The 20,407-nt window shown below is 67.0% G+C and carries 13 protein-coding genes and 1 tRNA gene; 9 read left to right on the top strand and 5 right to left on the bottom strand.

The genetic code is table 11. The features are described from left to right. The first annotated feature begins 4 nt into the window (after positions 1-4). Complete coding sequence (locus tag ACWGIC_RS08185) at positions 5-493, top strand: SUKH-3 domain-containing protein (protein ID WP_452075190.1); 489 nt, start codon at positions 5-7, stop codon at positions 491-493. A gap of 408 nt (positions 494-901) precedes the next feature. Further along, on the top strand, positions 902-1,060 hold the full coding sequence (locus tag ACWGIC_RS08180) for a hypothetical protein (protein ID WP_452075189.1): 159 nt from the start codon (positions 902-904) through the stop codon (positions 1,058-1,060). A 479-nt stretch (positions 1,061-1,539) separates the two neighbouring features. Here ACWGIC_RS08180 and ACWGIC_RS08175 read toward each other — a convergent pair whose 3' ends face one another. Next, entirely contained in the window at positions 1,540-3,156 is a 1,617-nt protein-coding gene (locus ACWGIC_RS08175) for a DUF2079 domain-containing protein (protein WP_452075188.1), read from the bottom strand. A 269-nt stretch (positions 3,157-3,425) separates the two neighbouring features. On the opposite strand from ACWGIC_RS08175, the gene ACWGIC_RS08170 reads away from it, so the two are divergent. Then, positions 3,426-6,485, top strand: coding sequence for a PA14 domain-containing protein (locus ACWGIC_RS08170; protein WP_452075187.1), 3,060 nt, complete (start codon positions 3,426-3,428; stop codon positions 6,483-6,485). A 306-nt stretch (positions 6,486-6,791) separates the two neighbouring features. Here ACWGIC_RS08170 and ACWGIC_RS08165 read toward each other — a convergent pair. After that, positions 6,792-6,864 (bottom strand) — tRNA-Ala (locus ACWGIC_RS08165). Positions 6,865-7,781: 917 nt separating this feature from the next. Between ACWGIC_RS08165 and ACWGIC_RS08160 the strand changes: the two genes are divergently transcribed. The 3 genes from ACWGIC_RS08160 (at position 7,782) to ACWGIC_RS08150 (ending at position 12,574) form a co-directional block, all read left to right on the top strand. Then, a complete protein-coding gene (locus ACWGIC_RS08160) occupies positions 7,782-9,389 on the top strand; it encodes a coagulation factor 5/8 type domain-containing protein (protein WP_452075297.1) in 1,608 nt (535 codons plus the stop codon). Positions 9,390-9,497: 108 nt separating this feature from the next. Continuing rightward, entirely contained in the window at positions 9,498-11,150 is a 1,653-nt protein-coding gene (locus ACWGIC_RS08155) for an FAD-dependent oxidoreductase (protein WP_452075186.1), read from the top strand. After that, positions 11,147-12,574 carry an ATP-binding protein gene (locus ACWGIC_RS08150; RefSeq protein ID WP_452075185.1) on the top strand — a complete coding sequence of 476 codons (1,428 nt, stop codon included), beginning with the start codon at positions 11,147-11,149 and terminating at the stop codon, positions 12,572-12,574. The genes ACWGIC_RS08155 and ACWGIC_RS08150 overlap by 4 nt, the downstream gene beginning before the upstream one ends. A 291-nt stretch (positions 12,575-12,865) precedes the next feature. On the opposite strand, the gene ACWGIC_RS08145 is transcribed toward ACWGIC_RS08150, so the two are convergent. Continuing rightward, positions 12,866-14,185, bottom strand: coding sequence for a hypothetical protein (locus tag ACWGIC_RS08145; protein ID WP_452075184.1), 1,320 nt, complete (start codon positions 14,183-14,185; stop codon positions 12,866-12,868). A gap of 224 nt (positions 14,186-14,409) precedes the next feature. Between ACWGIC_RS08145 and ACWGIC_RS08140 the strand changes: the two genes are divergently transcribed. The 3 genes from ACWGIC_RS08140 to ACWGIC_RS08130 are packed head-to-tail and all read left to right on the top strand — an operon-like array spanning position 14,410 to position 16,393. After that, positions 14,410-15,033, top strand: coding sequence for a pentapeptide repeat-containing protein (locus tag ACWGIC_RS08140; protein ID WP_452075183.1), 624 nt, complete (start codon positions 14,410-14,412; stop codon positions 15,031-15,033). A gap of 47 nt (positions 15,034-15,080) precedes the next feature. Beyond that, a complete protein-coding gene (locus ACWGIC_RS08135; protein ID WP_452075182.1) occupies positions 15,081-15,680 on the top strand; it encodes a sulfite oxidase-like oxidoreductase in 600 nt (199 codons plus the stop codon). After that, positions 15,650-16,393: a ferredoxin reductase gene (locus ACWGIC_RS08130; RefSeq protein ID WP_452075181.1), complete on the top strand. Its 744-nt coding sequence runs from the start codon at positions 15,650-15,652 to the stop codon at positions 16,391-16,393. Before ACWGIC_RS08135 ends, ACWGIC_RS08130 begins: the two co-directional genes overlap by 31 nt. 13 nt (positions 16,394-16,406) lie before the next feature. Here the strand turns inward: ACWGIC_RS08130 and ACWGIC_RS08125 are convergent, their stop codons facing one another. Then, positions 16,407-19,061 carry a LuxR C-terminal-related transcriptional regulator gene (locus ACWGIC_RS08125; RefSeq protein WP_452075180.1) on the bottom strand — a complete coding sequence of 885 codons (2,655 nt, stop codon included), beginning with the start codon at positions 19,059-19,061 and terminating at the stop codon, positions 16,407-16,409. Continuing rightward, positions 19,058-20,200 carry a molecular chaperone DnaK gene (locus tag ACWGIC_RS08120; RefSeq protein WP_452075179.1) on the bottom strand — a complete coding sequence of 381 codons (1,143 nt, stop codon included), beginning with the start codon at positions 20,198-20,200 and terminating at the stop codon, positions 19,058-19,060. Before ACWGIC_RS08120 ends, ACWGIC_RS08125 begins: the two co-directional genes overlap by 4 nt. Positions 20,201-20,407 lie beyond the last annotated feature (207 nt).

Below are 20,407 nucleotides of genomic sequence, written 5' to 3'. Positions count from 1 at the left end.
CAAGATGTTTTCTCACGAGGTTCTTGAAGAACTTCGCGCCTCAGGCTGGACGCCCGGCCGGGACGTTGATATTTCTTCCTGGGTGACAGCGCTCGCGCCGGAGGGATATCGCGTGAGCGATGTCGCGGCTGAGGTTCTCCGTTCATTCGGCGGTTTGACTCTCGGCCCGATCAATGTGGACGGGCCGAACTTCAGCAACGACGAGCCGTTGACCGTTGACCCTGTTCTCGCGGGCTTCGGGCACTTTGCTCTTGCTGAGGAACTCAGCCGAGAGCTTGGCGACGTGTGGTACCCGCTCGGCGAGTGGTTGAGTTCCTCGAGCGTCTTCGTCGGCGAGTCGGGGCACGTCGTCGCGACTGGCTTGGGGTGGATTTGGGAACTGGGACAATCGGTTGAAGAGGCTATCGAGTTCGCGCTGCGGGCTCACCGGCCGTTGCGTTGCCTCAGGGTGCTGACGCCAGGTGGCAAACCGTGGCCGCCGGAGAACGGATGAGGGTGTGCCGGTGCCGGAATGAAGCCCGGACTGCGACAGTCGTGTCTGCCGGGTTCGGCGCGGAGCGAGTTCTCGTTCGTCGACGGCCGTGCCCGGTTGAGAGTGGAGGACTGGCCACGTTTGTGATCGGCGGTGGTCCGCCTGGGCGGCGATCAGACGTCACCCTCGATGCCTCGTCCTGCACTGTGCAAGCTGGTTGTGAACCCGTCGAGCTGTCTTCTCCGTCCCCGGAGTGAAGGAAGGGCTCGCCATTGGGCTGCCGGAGTGGGATGGAGCCTGAGCGAGCTCATCGCGAAGCACGACGTACGGGGAAGTGGCCTGCAAGAAGGTCAAGAACGAAGCTGCGGCGTGCTGAGCCTGCGCACTTGGGTCGAGGCCACCACCGACTCGGTATTCAAGATCGGCTAGATGATCCAGCAGCTGGCGACCGATGGCAAGATGGATCTTGATCGCCGCGTCCGCGACTATATGCCCGGGTTCTGGCTGAGCGCTCCGGCCGTCACCGAAGCTCCGCCCCCCGCCGCCTGCTCACTCACACAAGCGGCGTCGGCGGCACGGTTGGGCTGACTTTTGCTTGGAACTCCCAGCAATCCGACCCGTCCGGTCTGCGCGCGTCGTGCTTCAACGACTCGACTCGCTCCGACTCCCCGGACGAATCCTGTGCTGGTGCGCAACGAGCCGCAGGTCAACAACGACTGGGGGTAGTGCTCGGATCTTCGCGCCCGTGCTGGCACAGGACTGGTTCGTCGGACGTTGGGCCCCTCGACTGGCACTCTTCGACGGAAGAGGAATACGTCCGCACCCCTCCACCGTCGATGCGCGCATGCGTGCCCCTGTCCCGACTGGGCACGAGACGGGGGAACTGGGGCTGGTTCGCTGCAGCCCTTGCTTCTGGACTGTCCAAGAAGGACACCAAGCCAGTAATAATTGCGCAGCTACGGCTGAAGCGAGCGCCAGGCTACCGGTGTCCATGGTCGACTGCTGTACCCATGGGGCTTCAGCGCCAGTCGCTGGCCGTCGCTGGCGAGAAGATATCGCTTTCATGTTCAGTTCGGACTAGAGGCGGATTCGTGGAGGCGATAGGGGCGGCCGCCGGTTACGGCGTAGACGGTGACTGGCTCGGCACCGGGGCGTGCGGTTGCTTGCCAGGCGTTGCCGTCGGGGATGCCGGGGGCGGGGGAGGGCAGGCCGGTGATGCCTCCGCCGGTGACGGTACCGGTGGGGTCGGTGACGAGGACGCAGTCGGGGTGGAGATCGGTCCATCCGGTGATGAGGGTGCCGCCGGTGGGGTGCGGGGTGGTGACGACCCCGTGGGCGGCGGGCAGATCGGTGGCGGTGTTGGGGTTGATGGTGGTGCCGAGTTCGGGGCCGTGGCAGCCGAGGGTGAAGTGGGGGTTGAAGGGATAGGCGCCGAGGGCGGTGGCGGCGGGGATGACTTGGCGTTGGATGTGGAGCTGGTCGAGGACGTCGGTGGCTTGGGTGCGCAGGGCGATGGGGGCGAGGGCGAGCGGGGCGTAGCCGCGGCGGGTGAGGTCGGCTTTGGTGCCGCCGAGGGCGTGGGTGGTCAGTGAGATGGCGCAGATGCCGATGACGACGGCGGTGAGCGGCCACTGTGGACGGACAATGGTCGCGAGGGCGAGGAGTGCGATGAGCGCGAGGGTGCTGACGATGGCGTAACGGCTGATGAGGCCGATGTTCCCGCCGGGAGCGAGGTTGCTGGTGCGGCCGAGGGCGACGAGCACGGCTAGCGCGGCGGCGTATCCGGCGATCCCGATCCATCCCGCGGCGCGCCCATCGTTTTTCGCCGCGATGGTGCAGGCGACGAGAAGTGCGGCGGTGAGGGCTCCGGCGAGGACTGCGATGACGGCTTGGTCGCCGGACCACAGGCTGCCGAGCGCGGCGGCGGCGACGGAGAGGCGGCCGTCGGGGTCGAGCGCCGTGGTGGCCAGAGATTGGGCGCCGCTGGGTTTGGTGAGCAGCCAGCCGGCGAGGACGACCATTCCTGCGGCCGCCATCGCGAACGTTTTGCCCCGGTTCTCTTTGCGGAGAAAGAAGATCGCGGCGACGATGAAGAAGGCAGGGAGTCCGGCTCCGAAGCTGAGACTGGCCAGCAGGGCGGCTGCGGCGGCGGTCCAGGTGCGGCCGCGGTGGGCTTGGGCGGCGGCGAGGACGGTGAAGAAGACGGCGGGGATCCAGCTGATGCCGTTGGTGCCTTGCAGCCAGATCTCGGCCAGGTGCGAGGTGAACAGCAGCCACGACATCCCAGCGGCCAGTGCTGCTTTCCGTTGCGGGGAAAGGGAACCCGGCAGCATCGAGTACAGGCACGCGCCGATCCCGCCGACGAGGACGACGGTGAGGACGGTGAGGACGCGGTTGTCGCCGCCGAACCAGGCGGCGTCGGCGTAGAACAGCAGCGAGGGGATCACGAAGGGCTGGTCGAGGTGGTAGGTGAACACCTGGTCCAGCAAGAGATGTCCGCGGTCGTCGGTGATTTTCGCGAGCACGTGCCAGTAGTCGAGCAGGACGTGACCGCGCGGCGCGCGCAAGGCGGTCCACAACGCCAGCGCGGCGGGCACGGCGGCGAAGACAGCCAGCGCGACGACCCCGGCGCGGAATCTCCGGACAGCAGGAAGCGCGGCGGGCGGTGAAGCGAGCGCGGTCAAGGTCTCTCCTAGCGAAGTGATCGTCACCCGGTCGGCCGCTTGCCGAACCCATCCGCCGCGTACGGCGGAGTTTTTGCGGTGTGACCTGCTGCTTTTACCGCGTCCGGGGTGGTCTGGACAAGAGTGTCCTTGCTCTCTGTTCTGGATGTAACGGAACAATACGGACAAAGCGATTACTGGTTCGCAGCCTGGAGGAACGAGATCTTCCGGGTGCCCTGGCCAGCGGGTATGAGCGCGTCGGGCCGGTGTTGTGCGGAGCTGCCGGTGCCGTGCTTTCGGGTTGGCGCGAGCTGGAGTTCGCGTCGCGGGGAGGGACATTCGAAGCGGTCGCCGCTCCGGCACGACCGGCAGAGACACCGGCGAGGGTCGATCCGCACGACGTCCCGTTCCTGCCGTCGCCACCGCCGAGTACGCCCCAGCTTGCGAAGCCGTCGAGCGCGGATTTCTCCGGGCTGTCCCGGTTGGACGGCGGCGCGGGGACGCATTTCGACCCGCAGCGCTCGAAGCCGGTGTCGCGGTCGATGTTCACGACGGAGTACGAGAACCCGGACGGCACCCGTTCGGTGCGGCAGTCGAACCAGCCGCAGAACTTCCAGGACGACAAGGGCGCGTGGCAGCCGGTCGACACCACGTTGAAAGCCGACCCGGCGACCAAGCGGTCCGATGCCGACCAGCACCCGCTGAGCCCGTCCTTGGCGGGCAAGGCGGATGATGCGGCGGTGCTGCAGGTGGAATCGGCCGGGCACACCGCGAGTCTCGCGCTGGATCAGGCCGCTCCCGCGCAGGCTGCGGTGAAGGGCGATTCGGTGACCTATCCCGAGGTCGCTGCGAGCACGGATCTGGCGTACGAGATCACGCCGGGCGCGGTGAAGGAGACCATCAAGCTCAAGCGCCCGCCCGCGGACGGCCGGTCGAGCTGGCGGTTCAAGCTTGCCACCGGCGGCCTGACGCCGAAACTCGATGCCAAGGCCGGATCGGTCTCGCTGCTGGACAAGGACGGCAGGGCGAAGATCGTGCTGCCGCCGGTGGAGACCTGGGATTCGGCGGGCAAGGGTGAGACCGCGCCCGCGATGACCGGCGGCGCCTACGGTCTCGAGCAGGCCGGTGACGAGTGGTGGCTGACCGTCTCGGTCGACGCGAACTGGTTGAAGGACCCGAAGCGGGTCTACCCGGTGTCGATCGACCCGACGTTCACCTACGGCGTCACCGAATCGCACTCGTATCGTTCCGATGGGACGAACTGCGACGCGTGCGGGCTGCGGATCGGCAACAGCCAGGCCAAGGGCGACACCTACAACCGCAGCGTGTTCCACATGGACTACGCGCCGCTGTTCGGCAAGACCGTCGTCGGTGCGCGGATGGACCTGACCCGCAACACCAGCGTCGTCGGGTCGCTCAAGACCTGGAACGCGAACCTTTACCACGCCTCGGGATTCAACTTCAACGGCGTCGGCGGGTACATGACCAGCGCACTCGTCGGCGACGTCGGCAGCTTCGTCGGCGAAGGCCTCACGAGCTTCATCCGCGACCGCGTCAACGCCCGCGACGGCTCGGTGTTCTTCATGATGCTCGGCGCGGAAAACCCGGGCACCTGGACGTACAAGAACCTCAACGCCACCCTCACCGTCGACACCGGAAGCCCCGCTTCAGCGACCACTTTGGTCGCCCCGGCGGACAACTCGGTGGTCACCACGCTGACCCCGACCCTGTCGGTCAAGCCCGTCACCGACCCGGACGGCGACGCGGTGAAGTACTGCTTCCGCGTCGCTACCGGCTCGGACGCGAAGTCCGGCGTAATCGTCGCGTCCGGCTGCCTGCCCGCCCCGACCTGGACGATCCCGCCCGGCGTCCTGCAGGACGGCGTCGCCTACACCTGGCAGGCGATGACGTTCAGCGGCTCCACCACGATCACCTCGACCTGGGTCGGGCACCTGAAAGCCGACCAGCGGATCGGCGACCGCGGTCCGTCCCCGACCGACGACGCGGGCCCGGTGACGGTGAACCTGGCCAACGGCAACGCGTCGCTGTCGCAGCAGACCCCGACATTCACCACCGTCGGCGGCAACGCCGGACTGAGCTTCACCTTCAACTCCCAGCAGCGGGAACCCAAGGGCCTCAAGGCTTCCTACTTCGTCGACCTCTCGCACAACGGCCTGATCAGCGACGCCCAGCAGCCGGTGCTGGTGCGGACCGAACCGCAGGTCAACGTCGACTGGGGCACCGCGTCGCCGTTCCCGCCCGCATTGCCCGCGGACTGGTTCGTCACCCGCTGGGAAGGCTTCTTCCAGGCCCCGGTCGCCGGCACGTACCAGTTCGCCGGGGTGCACGACGACGGCGCGGTCGTGTGGGTCAACGGCGCGAAGGTCTACGACGTCGGCGTCCCCAGCGACGTCAACTGGACCGAATCGACCAACGTGACGCTGACCGCCGGGCAGCGGGTGCCGATCAAGGTCGAGAACGCCGAAGCCACCGGCGCGGCGAAGATGCGGCTGTTCGTCCGCACCACCGACAACACGACCGTCGCGCCGCAGATCGTCCCGGCGGACTGGCTGTTCACCAACGACCTGCCAGCCCTGCCGCAGGGCTGGACGCTTTCGGCCGACCTGGACGGCGACGGTGCCAGCTACACCGAGGCCAAGATCACCGACCAGAACATCGTCCTCACCGACGCCACCGGTGCCAAGCACGCCTGGACCAAGAAGAGCACCGGCGGCTACACCCCGCCCGAGGGCGAAGACGGCGTCCTCGCACTCGACACCGGCGGGCGGGTCACGCTGCACGAGGGTGGCACCGTGTTCACCTTCCGCGCCGACGGCAAGCTCGACACTCAAGCCTCGGCGCTGGATTCGCGCAAACCCGCTGCGCTGCAGAACGTCTACAACGGCGCCCCGTCGCGGCTGGTGCAGATCAAGGATCCGGTGTCGGGGTCGCGCGCACACGCTGCACTACAACCGCGCCGGCGACGACTGCTACGGCAGCATCAAAGTCCCGGCCGGAGCCGATGCGCTGCCGCCGTCGCAGATGCTCTGCCGGATCAGCTACTGGGACGGCACCGACACCGCATTATGGTACGTCCAGGGTCGGCTCGCCCGGATCGAAGACCCCGGGGCGGAGAACAACGACTACCTCTACGACGAAGGCGGCCGCGTCACCGCGGTCCGCAGCCCGCTAGCCGCGGACTGGGTCGCCGCCGACCCGGCCAGCCGCAACCTGATCGACTACTACACGACCATCGAGGCCATACGGAGGGGGCGGAGCGCGCGCAGATTCCAGAATTGCAGGCAGCCAGCCAGTGTCTCTCCGCGCGTCAGCCAAATGATCATTGGTGAGTCGAACAGGGCTGTCGAAGCCCATTACCCTCCCAGAAACGCTGTGCTGCGGCCCGGCAGATCGCTTTCGCTCAGTTGAGCGTCCGCGACTTCATACGCCGAAGAACCTTTGCGATATCGCCCAATAGGTCGGCTGTTCTGGAGCAGCGCCGGTGCCCACATTCAAACGGGGTCGCGGCCTGCTCCAGGATTGCTCCAGCTACTGAACGGTAGCTGGAGTTCGGCATCGCAAATCTCAGGATGCTGCTATACGAAAAAACCGCCCTGCCTGGACCTTTAGATCCGGTGGGCGGTGTTTCGTCACGGTGGAGCTAAGGGGACTCGAACCCCTGACCCCCTCACTGCCAGTGAGGTGCGCTACCAGCTGCGCCATAGCCCCGAAGCAGAGGTGAACTCCGCATCTCGTATGGACATACAGTACACCCCGGCTTCAGGGCTCGCGTCAGGGGGTCGGTTATGCGCCGCAGGCGCTCCCGGATGCCAGGTCAAGCTGGTCTGGCCCAGGCAACTGCCGGCCGCTCTGGCATGTTTGTGCAGGTCGACTGCCCTTCCTGACTTTTCTTCAGGTTTGCGTTGAGTGTCGATGTGCCCGCGGTTACATTTTCCCGCAGTCGCGACTTCGAGCCGACCCCTGGATGCGGCGGACCGCCTCCCGGGCCGAGGTCGCCCCGGCGGTCCCGTCTCGGCGAGGAGGTGGCAATGGGTCCCGAATCACAGAGAGTGGCTGCCCTGGCTCTGACACTTCCGAACCCGGCTGGCCACCTCCCGGCCCGGCACGGCGGAGCGCCGCTCGATCACTCCCCTGAAGCGAACGCCGAAACGTGGCCCGGCGAAGCTATCGCGGCGAACGCTCAGCAAACCACTGCTCATCGGCCCGCCAGATCCGTCTCGCTGGCCCGCTCGTACATCAGCACCGGAACAAACGCGCACGATTGGCACTTTCAACTCACCCACGAGGGCGATGCGGAGACGGCCACCCGCCCCTCCTGGCCTCCTCTCCCGAAACACAAAGAAGTCTCGGAAGCGCACTGCGCCGCGGCCCCGCCGCGACACCCGTCCGCCGAGCTTGACCCGCAATGGCCAGCGCATCCGGCTGATGCGGTTGTCGATCTTGATGCCGGCCGAGAAGGTGAACCGTGCTCGCCCGGGCTGTCTGCCGACCGCGCGAAGCCGCAGCAGCACGGCCGTCAGGCCGCCACCGGCCAGTCGTTCACACTGATCTCCGTGGGTGGCACTACTTCTCCGCCGCCGGGACAAGTGGACCTGGGGCCGAACGTCGTCATTTTCGATCCGTCGATGCCGAGCGCGCGCATCCAGCGCAAGCTGGACGCGATCTTCGCGGAGCAGGAGAAGAACCAGTTCGGCAGCGAGCGCTATGCGGTGCTGTTCAAGCCGGGCACGTACTCCAACGACGTGAACGTCGGCTTCTACACCCAAATCCTCGGACTGGGCAGCACTCCCGACGCGGTGACGATCAACGGCGCGGTGCACGTAGAGGCGGACTGGTTCCCCCCGAACAACGCGACCCAGAACTTCTGGCGCGGCGCGGAGAACCTGTCGGTGAACCCGGCCGGGGGCGCGGATCAGTGGGCCGTTTCGCAAGCGAGCCCGTACCGGCGGATGCACGTCCGCGGCGATCTCCGCCTCGACGACGGCGGCGGCTGGTCGAGCGGCGGCTGGATCTCGGACACGAAGATCGACGGCCAGGTCCGTTCCGGGTCGCAGCAGCAATGGATCTCGCGCGATTCGCAGTTCGGCAGCTGGTACGGGTCCACTTGGAACATGGTGTTCGTCGGAGTGGACGGTGCGCCTGCCGGAACTTTCCCCGACCCACCCTACACAACGATCGACCAGACCCCGCTCGTGCGCGAAAAGCCGTGCCTCCAGATCGACGAGGCCGGGCATTACCGGGTCTTCGTGCCCGCGCTCCGAACCCAGACATCTGGAGTCACCTGGGAACACGACAGCGCGCCAGGCGTTTCGCTGCCGATCGACCAGTTCTTCGTCGCGAAGCCCGGCGCTACCGCGGCCGAGATGAACGCGGCGCTGACGGCGGGCAAGAACCTCCTGATCACCCCGGGCGTGTACCAGCTTGAGCAGTCGCTCCACGTGTCCCGTCCGGACACTGTCGTCCTCGGCCTTGGCATCGCGACCTTGGTGCCGGACGGCGGGATCACCGCGATCAATGTCGACGACGTGGACGGGGTGAAGATCGCCGGCCTGCTGATCGACGCCGGAACGACCTCGTCGCCCGTGCTCATGCAAGTCGGTGCTCCAGAGGCGGATGCCGACCACTCGGCGAACCCGACGTCGCTGCACGACGTGTTCTTCCGCGTCGGCGGGGCCGTCGCGGGCAAAGCACGCACCAGCCTCGTCGTCAACAGCAACGACGTGATCGGCGACCACCTTTGGCTCTGGCGGGCGGACCACGGAGCCGACGACAGTCAGGTCGGCTGGAGCGCCAACACCGCCGACACCGGCCTGGTAGTGAACGGCAACGACGTGACCGTCTACGGGTTGTTCGTCGAGCACTTCCAGAAGACGCAGGTGGTCTGGAACGGGAACGGCGGGCGCACCTACTTCTTCCAGAACGAGATGCCCTACGACGTCCCCGACCAGGCCAGCTGGATGAACGGCGAGACGACGGGCTACCCCGCCTACCAGGTCGCCTCGGACGTGGCCAGCCACGAAGCCTGGGGTCTGGGCAGCTACTGCTTCTTCAACACGAACCCCTCGGTGGCCTGCTCGCACGCCTTCGCCGCCCCGGTCGGGCCGGACGTGCGGTTCCACGACATGGTGACGGTTTCGCTCAACCATCAGGGAACGATCACCCACGTGATCAACGACGTCGGCGCGACGACCCCGGAGGGCACGAAACCGGTGAACTTGGTGCGCTACCCGTAGCCGCCACCTGGACAACCGGTGCCCGCCGCGGTGGCGGCCGCGACGGGCCCCGGTCCCTGGTTCTGTTGCTTGCCACGGCGGCTGGTGGAACACCGTAGGCTGTGCCGTGTGAGCCAGCCGATCCTGATGACCGTCGACGACGACCCTGCCGTTTCGCGGTCGGTGGCGCGTGACCTGCGTCGCCGCTACGGCAAGGACTATCGCGTCATCCGCGCCGATTCGGGTGCCGACGCCCTCGACGCACTTCGCGAGATCAAACTGCGCGGCGACGCCGTCGCGGCGATCCTCGCCGACTACCGCATGCCGCACATGGACGGCATCGTCTTCCTCGAGAAGGCGATGGATCTCTTCCCCAACGCCCGGCGCGCGCTGCTCACGGCCTACGCCGACACCGACGCCGCGATCCAGGCGATCAACGTGGTCGACGTCGACCACTACTTGCTCAAGCCATGGGACCCGCCCGAGGAGAAGCTGTACCCGGTCATCGACTCGCTCGTCGAGACGTGGCTCGCGGTCGGCGATCGTCCGGTGGAAGAAACGAAGCTGATCGGACACCGGTACTCCGCACCTTCGTTCCGGGTGCGTGACTTCCTCGCTCGCAACGCTGTCCCGTACCGGTGGTACTCGGTCGACGACGAAGAAGCCGGCCGCATTCTCCAAGCCGCGGACGCGTGTGAGACCGACATCCCGGTCGTCGTGACGCCGGGCGGCACGGTCCTGAAACAGCCATCGGGAAGCGAGATCGCCGATGCGGTGGGCCTTTCTACCCAGCCCGCGCAGGAGTTTTACGACCTGGTGGTGATCGGTGGCGGCCCGGCCGGACTGGGTGCCGCGGTGTACGGCGCTTCCGAGGGGCTGCGGACCGTGCTGGTCGAGCGCAAGGCCACTGGCGGGCAAGCCGGAACCAGTTCGCGGATCGAGAACTACCTGGGCTTCCCGGACGGAGTGTCCGGCGCGCAGCTCACGGACAGAGCCCGTCGCCAGGCGCAGAAGTTTGGCGCCGAGGTGCTTACGGCACGCGACGTCGTGGGTCTGGAAGCGCGTGGGTCCAGCCGGGTCGTGATCTTCGGCGACGGATCCGAGATCGCGGCGCACTCGGTGATCCTTTCCAGCGGCGTCAATTACCGAGCGCTGGAAGCCGAGGGAATCGAGGAGCTGACCGGCCGCGGCGTCTACTACGGCTCCGCCGCGACGGAAGCACCTGAGTGCTCGAACGACCACGTGTACATCGTCGGCGGCGCGAACTCCGCGGGTCAGGCGGCGGTGTTCTTCGCTCAGCACGCCACTGACGTGACGCTGCTGGTGCGCGGCGCGTCGCTGGAATCGTCGATGTCGCACTACCTCATCGAGCAGATCGCCGCGATCGAGAACATCCACGTCCGTACGCATACGACGGTGGTGAAGGCTCATGGGGACGATCACCTCGAGTCCATCACGGTCTGCAAAGACGGCGTGACCGAGAAACTCGACACGGAACACCTCTTCATCTTCATCGGAGCCGCTCCGCGTACGGAGTGGCTGGGGAAGAGCGTCCTCCGGGACGCCCACGGATTCGTCCGGACCGGCCCGGACCTCGTAGAGGACGGGCGCAGGCCGCCGGGATGGACCCTTGACCGCGATCCGCATTACCTGGAGTCGTCAGTGCCCGGCGTGTTCGTGGCCGGAGACGTGCGCTCGCAGTCGGTGAAACGCGTAGCGTCCGCCGTCGGCGAGGGCGCCATGGCCGTGACCCTGGTCCACCGTTACTTGGAGGAACAGTGACTCAGCCCGCCTTGTCGCGCGAGGAATTGCGCGGTCTGTTCTTGTTCGAACATCTCTCTGACGCGCAGCTCGATTGGATCGAGCAGAACGCGGTGCGCGAGGAGTTCAAGGCTGACTCCGTGGTGATCCGCGAGGGCGACCCGGCCACCTGCTTCTACGTCCTGCTCAACGGTGCGCTGCGGATGACCCGCGTGGTGGCCGGTGCCGAGGTCGAGATGAAGCGGTCCGATCAGCGCGGTTCCTATTGCGGCGCAACGCAATTCCTCGCCTATCAGGACAGCGAAGCCACCTACGGCGCGACGATCTACGCCGTTAGCGACCTGACCTTCCTCACGCTTCCCGCCGCGGAGTTCGCCGTCGAATTCCGGCAGTGGTTCCCGATGGCCGCGCACCTGCTGGAAGGGATGTATCTCGGCTGGCGCAACACCGACGCGCTGGTGTCGTCGCGCCGCAGGCTCGTCGCCCTTGGCGAGCTGTCCGCCGGGCTCATGCACGAACTCAACAATCCGGCCGCGGCCGCGGTGCGGGCCACCGCCGCGTTGCGGGAGCGAGTTGCCGGCATGCGGCACAAGCTGGCGATCCTGGCGAAGAAAGACATCGACCCGAACCTGCTCGAGTTGCTGCTCGACGTGCAGGAACGCTTGGTGAAGCAGGTCGGCGACGCGCCCAAGCTCTCCGCGATGCAACAGGCCGATCGCGAGGACGAGATCGGCGATTGGCTGGACGACCACGGCATCGACCAGGGCTGGGATCTCGCCAGCATTTTCGTCGCTGCCGGGCTCACCCCGACGAACCTCGACCACGTACTCGAGTCGGTGGGCGAAGGCCTGCTCGACGGCGCGATCCGCTGGCTCGCGTACGCACTCGAAACCGAGATGCTGATGGGCGAGATCGAAGACTCGACCAGCCGGGTTTCCACGCTCGTGGGCGCGGCGAAGCAGTACTCGCAAATGGATCGCGCCCCGCACCAGTTCATCGACGTCCACGAAGGACTCAACTCCACGCTGGTGATGATGTCGGGCAAGCTCGGCGAGGGAATCCGTGTGGTCAAGGAATACGACTGCTCGATCGACCGGGTCCCTGCCTACGCTGCGGAACTGAACCAGGTGTGGACCAATATCATCGACAACGCCGTCGGCGCCATGGGCGGCGAGGGAACGCTGACCTTGCGCACCTGGCAGGTCGGCAAGCAGGTGCGCGTCGAGATCGGCGATACCGGGCCGGGAATCCCGGAAGAGGTGCGCCAGCGCATCTTCGAGCCGTTCTTCACCACCAAGGGTGTGGGCGAAGGGACCGGTCTCGGGCTGGACATCTCGTGGCGGATCGTAGTGGAACGGCACTCGGGCGACATCAAGGTGACGTCCAAGCCGGGCGACACCCGGTTCGAAGTCTGCCTCCCGGTGGAGGAACAAGCGTCGCTCTGAACGTGCGTTTGCCTGCGGAGACCCGGCATGGGGCCGAGGTCTTCGGGCAAGTTCTGCGGTGGCTGTCATCGGCGGTATCCCCTCGGAGCGAACTGACGGCTCGATTCCGAGGTTAGCCGACCGCACCGACAGGATTTTGGGCTGTTTTCGAGTTTTCCTTGTGCGCCAACGGTTTTCGATCTATCCCCGAACGAGTGATGATTTCGAACGATTGTTCGAGCACTCTGGATCACGGCGGCACCGCGTCCATTGCTCGGGCCCACAAGGGGTCCGGTGGGCGCCGCCGCCGGTTCAGGGGAGGGACCGTGATCCGAATCCGGGAAGTGTCAGTGTCATTGCCGCTGTCGTCAGCCAGGTCAGCATGTCCGGCAACGGAATCCGGGCGAGCCGTCCGGGCCATTCGTCGGCTGCGATCGTCAGCGCGAGCTCGTCTTCGCCCGGCCGGATTCCGGTCAGGCGCATCCCTTTCGGCAGATCCGGGAGGGGAAGCGCGATCGGCCGGATCCGCTTCGGCGGACGTCTCGTCCACCGTCCGAGGCGCAATGCGGTCGGGGTCAGCACTATTGCTTCGTCTTCGATGTCCGCGACGAGGGTCAAATGTCCCCAGTGAGGATGCTTCCGCCAGCGCACCCGGAACCCCTCCGCGTGCGGAGTCGCGATCATGTCCGGACGTGCCGCGGCGACCCGATCCCGCACCACTGTCCCGCTCACTTCTATCTCGAGTTCGACAGATCCGGGAAGCACCGCTGGTGAAGGCAATCCTCGAAGCCGTACGTCCTTGGCGAGCACGGTTACGCGCCGCAGCGGAATGCGGTCGACGTCTGGCTGTGGAGGCGTCTCGGCGGATGGCCGGGTTGCAGAGCCGGCTTCGCGCCCGGTCGAGGGCCGTCCGGAGTCGCGTCGAGAAGTCGGCCGTTCAGCTTCGTGCGGTTCCGCGCTTGCTGCGTCAGGTGTCGAGGTCGGTCGCCGGGCTGCGACACCTGGTGCGGCTTCCGCGCTTCGTCGATCACGTTGCGGCTGAAAAGAATCCGACGATGCCTTGTTCTCTTGTGGACCGAGCGGGGGTGCGTCAGTTCGGCCGCCGGAGGACTGCTCGATGCGGCCGGCCGCAAGACCGGCCGTGTCCGGCGGACGGTCAGTCTCGCTCATCTTGTCGGCGGGAGGTCGCGTGCCCTTCTCCGCAGGCATGTCGGATGGGCCCAAGGTGGTCGGGTCCTTCGTTTCGCCACGCGCGTTCGACGCTGTTGCGGCCGCTCCGTTTCGAGACGAACCAGCAGTGTCGGCAGGGCTGTCAGCGTCGTGCTGAGCGGGGGCCGCCGAACTGTTCGGAACGGGCCAGTCGACATCTTCGGCGACAATGCGGACGTCTCCCACCCGACCGGTGGCCAGACGCAATGAGTCGGCCGGGTAATCGAGTTCAGTGAGGGTCAGGCCAACTTCGTGGCCTTGCACCGTTGTCGTAAGGCGACGGCCCACCAGTTGCTCGGTGACGGTCCGGGCGAGCGCGGCCGGGGTCGCGGGCACTGCGGGCAGCAGTGCCCGGCCCGCGGCGGCCAAGCCCGATAGTTCGGGCCAGGGCACCCAGGCATCGAACCATCGGCCATCGCTCATCCGGCCATCGTATGGCTGTCCTGAGGAGACCGCTCCTCGCTATGGCATGAGCCGCGTAACGGAGCGGAAGAGGACGACCACGCAAGTCGACGAGCAACAGGCGGCGCGGCACGTGCGGCGGTCCCCGGTGACCCTGGCCACCTCCAGGTAGAGTCCCGTAGCCCGTGCGGCGCTTGACGTCGCTCCGGTGCCCGGTCGGCGGGGGAGCGAACTAGGCTTGGCGAATGCCTGAACACGACCAGGAGCCGCCGGTCATCGAGACGGTCGAAGACCGCGTCTACCGGCGGGAAGACTGGTACGCGGAGGAGTTCACAGCGCGGCAATACGTGCGCTGTGAGTTCCACCAGGTCGACCTCACCGAGGCGGTCACGCGCGGTGTCACCTTCCTGGACTGTGTGTTCGGAAACGTCCAGTTCAACGCTTCCTGGCACACAGACTCGGCGTTCACCGGATGCGTGTTCAAGGGGTGCAACCTCTTCGACGCCGAATTCACCGGGTGCAAGCTGGTCGGCAGCCGATTCCAGGACTGCGGCCTGCGACCGTTGCGCGTGACCGGCGGAGATTGGTCTTTCGTCGGCTTGAACGGCGCCGACCTGCGTGGAGTCACGTTCCAAGGGGTCCGGATGCGGGAAGCGGACCTCACCAAGGCGAAGTGCTCGGGAGCCGTGTTCAGCGACGTGGATCTGTCCGGGGCGGAGCTGCAGGACATCGACGTGACGCGCGCTGAGCTGCGGGGAAGCGACCTGTCGTCGCTCGATCTGACTCGTGCGTCGCTGACCGGCGCGATCGTGTCCCCGGAGCAGGCGGCGGTACTCGTCACGTCGCTCGGGTTGCACGTGCGCGGGTAGTCTCGCGTCCAGAGCCTGAGCTGTCGGATACGTCCGAAGGGAGCGCGATGGGAGTCGTCACACCTGGCTTCACGGGACGCGCCCGTGGTGCCGACCCGCGGCTGCCGCCAGGGCAGTACCTCGCCGAGGATTTCCCGGTCCTCTCGGCCGGGCCCACCCCTCGGGTGAGCACCGAGCGATGGGAGTTCGCGGTGGTGACCGAGAGCGGCGAACGTCGCTCGTGGTCGTGGCCGGAGCTGATGGCTTTGCCGAGCGAGAAGATCACAGTCGACATCCACTGCGTCACTCAATGGTCCAAACTGGACACTCGTTGGCGCGGCGTGCCCGTAGAAGCACTCGTCGGAGATCTCGATACAGCCGCTGATTACGTTATGGCGCACTCCTATGGCGGCTACACCACAAATCTTACGCTCGCGGACCTCCTCGGCGGGCAGGCGTGGATCGCCTACGAGTACGGCGGCAAACCACTCACCCCGGAACACGGCGGCCCCGCCCGGCTGCTGGTGCCGCACCTCTACCTCTGGAAGTCCGCTAAGTGGGTGCGCGAACTGCGGCTCTCCACGAAGGACGATCCGGGATTCTGGGAAACGGCCGGCTACCACGACTACGGAGATCCATGGCGGGAACAGCGGTATCAGGGCGACTAGCGTGGCGCGTCGCCCGGCTCGCGGAGATCCGGCAGGAAACTCCGACCGCGCGCACGCTAGTCTTCGACATCCCAGGGTGGCCGGGCCATCTCACGGGGCAGCACGTCGACGTTCGCCTCACTGCAGCTGACGGCTACACCGCACAACGCAGCTACTCGCTCGCCGCGCCGACGAACGGCGACCGAATCGAACTGACCGTGCAACGGGTAGCCGACGGCGAAGTGTCCGAACACCTCACTGGCCCTTACGCGATCGGCGACCCGGTCGAGATCCGCGGCCCGATCGGCGGCTGGTTCGTATGGCGTCCCACCGATTCGGCCCCAGTGTTGCTCGTCGCCGGTGGTGCAGGCATCGTTCCGCTGATGTCGATGATCCGGGCTCGTCGCGAAGCTGGCAGCAAAGTTTTGTTCCGGCTTGTCTATTCGCTGCGTACCCCGGCGGAGCTGTACTACGCCGAGGAGCTTCGCCGGCCGTACGCGGGCTTGGACATCACCTACGTTTACACGCGAGAGTTACCAGAAGGGCGATCCGGCATTCCGCGGCGCATCGACGTCGGCACGTTGAACACCGCTGCGTGGCCCGCTGAGTTCGGTGCCACCACGTACATTTGCGGGCCGACCGGGTTCGTCGAAACAGCCGCGGACATCATGCTCGCGCTGGGACACTCGCCGCAGTCGATCCGGACCGAGCGTTTTGGCCCCAGCCGGGACTGAGGTCGTTCACGACTCAGTGCACGGTCGGTTTGGCGAGCAGTTCGCGCAGCGTCGCGAGCAGTTCACGGCGGTCTGCGGCACCGAGCTTGCCGCGGATGCGGGCCATGTGGTGTTCGACAGTCTTGCCGGAGATGAAGAGCTTGCTGCCAGCTTGTTTGTAAGTCAGGCCGTCGACAACCAAGCGGGCGACCTCCAGTTCGCGTTCGCTCAGTGCGCTCAAACCGGTCGTCGCGCCTGGTGCCGGTGTGGCGGACTCAAGACGTCCAGTCGTGCCTTGGAACTGGCGAGCCGCCTCGAGGAGCTGGACCATCGCCTTGCGGTCCGAGGTGCGGATCGCGGCTTGGCCAGCCAGCCGGGCAGCGTCCCAGCACAAGTCCAGTTCGTGAAGTTCCGCGGCTGCTGCGGAGATTTCGCCCGGATAGAACGTGCCGCTGAGCACGGCGAGCCAGCAGCCAGCGGCGCGGGCGAGCGCGGCCGGATAACGGCCGCAGTCCGCGAAGCGGTTGAGTGCTGCCAGTTGCCGTTCGGCAGTGGCGCGGTCTTCCGTGGTGATCGCGGCGTGCAGTTCGTGCCAGCACAGTGAGACCGTCCACAAAGGAGGGTTACCGAGACGGTCGAGCATGGCGTGGGCGCGCTCTAGCCGACGGGACAACTTGGCGTGCGCACCGGTCCGGGCGGCGGCGATTGCCAGTTCGCCCAGCGGCAACAGCGTGAACAAGTCCACTTGCTGGCGCATGGACGCCTGATATGCCCGCTCCCACGACTGCTGCAGCCCGACCAGATCGCTGGCCCGCCGCGCTAGGCCGAGTTCTAGTGTCGCGAAGAACAGCTCGTCGCGGGCTTCGAGTTTGGTGCCAGCGACGGCATCCCGATGCTCAGTCGCGGCGGCGAGGTGGCCGCCGGTCATCGCGACCCAGCCGAGCAGCAGTCGGTGCCGGGTGGCGAGCAGGTCGCCGCCGACGCTGCTGGCCAGTGCTCGTTCCAGCACCGATTCTGCGAGCGCCAGTTCACCAGCGTGCAGCCCGGCAAGTGCGGCGAGCGCGGCTGGACTGTCCGGAAGCGGTGCGCCGCCGACCGCTGGTTCGAGCATTGCTGCGGCGCCTACCAGCGTCGGCAACGCTTCTGTTCCGCAACCGACGACCGATTCCACGATTCCGTTCGCTGTTCGCGCTGCGGCACCGGTGAACAACGTTGGAGCGGCTCCCGGCATCGGGACCGTGGCGACAACTTGACCGTCGGTGGTCTGGCCGGTTCCGACGAGGGCGATCGTGGCGAACGCATCCACCGCGCCCGGGCCTACCCAGCGATAGCTTTCGCCATTTGGTTGGGGCGACGTTGGGAACGAGGGATTGCCGTTGGAGACGTACGCAGTAGCAGGATCGCTGGGGGATCCGGCAGCGTTCGGGGAAGCCTGAGAGCTTGTCGAGCTGGCTGGCGTGGGGTGGATCGCGGCTTGGCGGCTCGTTGCAGCGGCGGCGAGACTTTCGTTGCCTGCTGTAGTGGAACCATGTCCACCGGCGTCGGGCGCCGGAGTGACTGCGTGCTGGCGGGACCAGCTGTCCGTGGCTGCGGCCCAGCGGTACAGCTCTGCGGTTCGGGCCAGTTCGCCGCGGTGGGCCAGGACTGTCGCGGCGATCTCGGCGCCAGCGGCTCGAGCTTCGGGGTCTTCGCCGGACAGCATGCCGTCGCCTAGGCGGAGGGCGGTGTCCAGGTCGCCGGACAGTGCGGCGGCGCGGGCCCAGCCAGTAATGGTTGCGGCGTCGCGAGCCCCGGCTTCGGCCGCGGCTTCGAAGAGGCGAGCGGCGTGTTTCGGATCGGTGGGGAGTGCTTCGCTTGCTGCGGTTGCGAATGCGGTTGCTGCGGAGGCACCGGAGCTGCCGGCATCGAGCAGAGAGGTCGCGAGGTCAAGTACGGGCAGACCGCGGGTCAGCTGTGCTTCCACGAGTTGTTGCAACACCGCCAGACGGCGGGCGGGCGGCCCGTAAGCGCGCACTGCTTCGGCGGCGGCAGGAAGAAGAACGTCTTCAGCGTCGAGGAGACCGGTAGCGCGGGCACCGTCGACGACTTCGGGCAGTTCGTCTGGTGTGCGCTCCAGCAAGGAGCAGAGCAAGTCGAGGTTGCGGGCCGCGCCGGCCTCGGCAGCGATGAGGTAGCGGAGAACGTCGTCGTCGAGTGCGGCTAGCTCGGCGCGGAAGTCGGCGAGGCGGGCGGTGACGACACGTTCCACGAGACGGGGAACACCGCCGGTGCTGGCGTGCAGAGCGGAGGCGTCCGCAGTGCGGCCGGTGAGTTGTTTCGCGAGCTTGCCGACTTCTTCGACAGTCAGCGGCGGCAGCAGCAGTGTTTCGCCGAGGGTCCGCAATGCTTGCGCGCGAGGGTGCGGGCGGTGTGCCACCACGAGCGGTCCCTCTTTGGCGGCAGCGAGCATGGTGAGCCTGGTCAGGTCTTCGTCGTCGAGCTGGTCGGCGTCGTCGATGACGGTGGCCTCGACTCCCGCTTCGCGGTAGCTGCGGTCGAGGGCGCCCAGCAATGCAGTCTTGCCGTAGCCGCCTGGTGCTACGACGACGAGCCGGACCGGGGCTGCGGGGCTGTCGGCGAGTTCTTCGAGGAGGCGGCGGGCTGCGGGGTGGACGGCGTCGTTGCCGGTTTTCGCCAGCAGTGCGTTCAACAGTGACCTTCACCGGAGGGAGCTGTGGCTGGGTGGGCGCACGAGCTCAGGACAGGGGGACGGGGAGAAACAGGTTCCTTGTCCGCGGTCGCTTCGTGTGACGTGAGGACCGCGATCAGGATCGAGGAGCTGATCGCCAGCACTGCCGCCGCGGCGGCGAGTGGTCGCCATCGACGCAACAGTTTGGCAGCGCCCTCGGGCTCCGGCAGCGTGAATGGAGTGATTTCCACCGGCGGCCGCTCGGGTCTCTCCGGAAGTTCGGGTTCGCGGTCGACTCTCGGCAGCAAGGTGGTTTCGGGGGCGGGGGCTTCCCGTCGCGCGAGAGGCCTCGTCCGCTGACTGGCGAGAATCCCGGCACCGACGGCGGCCGTGTGCGCGGGTTGCGGGCCGGTGAAAAACGGGCAGGGCAGACGTCCGGGCAGGGCGCCTGGCCCGGGGTCGCCGCAGAACACGATGCCGGCCAGCGACTCGGGGGCGACGTTGGCCGCCTGCGCGAGCCCGAACGCGGTGCTGACCGCGGAACCCGGGGCGACGCCTTCGGTGCTGTTGCGGGCGATCCAGCCGCTGGCTCCGGAAGCGGTCGCCAAAGTGACGGCGACACCGTCCGGGCCGAACTCGCATACTGCGGCTGTCCGGTCTCCCGCACCGGGCTCCGGGAGATGGGCGTAGAGAGCGGCGACTGCGCTAGGAACGAGGGTGACCGCGGTGAAACCGGATTCCGCCAGTGCCTGGCGCAGCAGTTCGCGTCGGTAGCCGCCCCAGTCGCCGGGGTGGGTGACAACGAGCTGGCGTGGTGGTCCGCCGGTCTGACTGGCCGCGACGTCGGCGATGCCTTCGATGAAGACTGTCGTCAGGGATTCCGGGGTGAAGGGTTCGCTGCCGATGAAGACCGGCACGTCGTCGCCGATGCGGCGGTGAAAACCGGTGACCAGCCGGGACGGTTCGGCGACACCGGCTTGGGTGGCCGCGTCGCCGGTGAGCAGGTAACCCTCGTCGTCGAGGAAGAGTGCGGTCGCGGTCGCCGGCGAGGTCTCGCCCAGCCACAACGGCTCAGGATCGTCCCACCGGTCGCCTTGCCCGAGACGGAGCGCGGCGTGGGTCCGGACAGTGCCGAGGTCGATGCCGAGCACGTAGGGCACCGCCGCTTCCTCCCTTCGTCGCAGTCAGGGTTCGGCCAAGGGGCGCAACTTACTGAACGGATACGCATCCTCACCCGTTCGGGTCAGACGGGCAAGAGTGGGGTGGGATTTAACCCAACCGGGTTCCGCGTGTCCGATCCCCTAACTCCCTAACGATCTCATATCGACCCCCTAACGGCTGAGCGAGGCGCGACTGGGTGTAAACCC

This window comes from Amycolatopsis sp. NPDC054798 (assembly GCF_053611505.1).
This window is presented reverse-complemented; position numbering and strand designations above follow the sequence as displayed.

What these genes read in the sequence shown, in the direction of transcription:
- ACWGIC_RS08185 (WP_452075190.1), top strand. Translation starts at nt 5, where the DNA reads ATGTTTTCTCACGAGGTTCTTGAAGAACTTCGCGCCTCAGGCTGGACG.
- ACWGIC_RS08180 (WP_452075189.1), top strand. Translation starts at nt 902, where the DNA reads ATGATCCAGCAGCTGGCGACCGATGGCAAGATGGATCTTGATCGCCGC.
- ACWGIC_RS08160 (WP_452075297.1), top strand. Translation starts at nt 7,782, where the DNA reads ATGCCGAGCGCGCGCATCCAGCGCAAGCTGGACGCGATCTTCGCGGAG.
- ACWGIC_RS08145 (WP_452075184.1), bottom strand. Translation starts at nt 14,185, where the DNA reads ATGAGCGATGGCCGATGGTTCGATGCCTGGGTGCCCTGGCCCGAACTA.
- ACWGIC_RS08140 (WP_452075183.1), top strand. Translation starts at nt 14,410, where the DNA reads ATGCCTGAACACGACCAGGAGCCGCCGGTCATCGAGACGGTCGAAGAC.
- ACWGIC_RS08135 (WP_452075182.1), top strand. Translation starts at nt 15,081, where the DNA reads ATGGGAGTCGTCACACCTGGCTTCACGGGACGCGCCCGTGGTGCCGAC.
- ACWGIC_RS08130 (WP_452075181.1), top strand. Translation starts at nt 15,650, where the DNA reads ATGGCGGGAACAGCGGTATCAGGGCGACTAGCGTGGCGCGTCGCCCGG.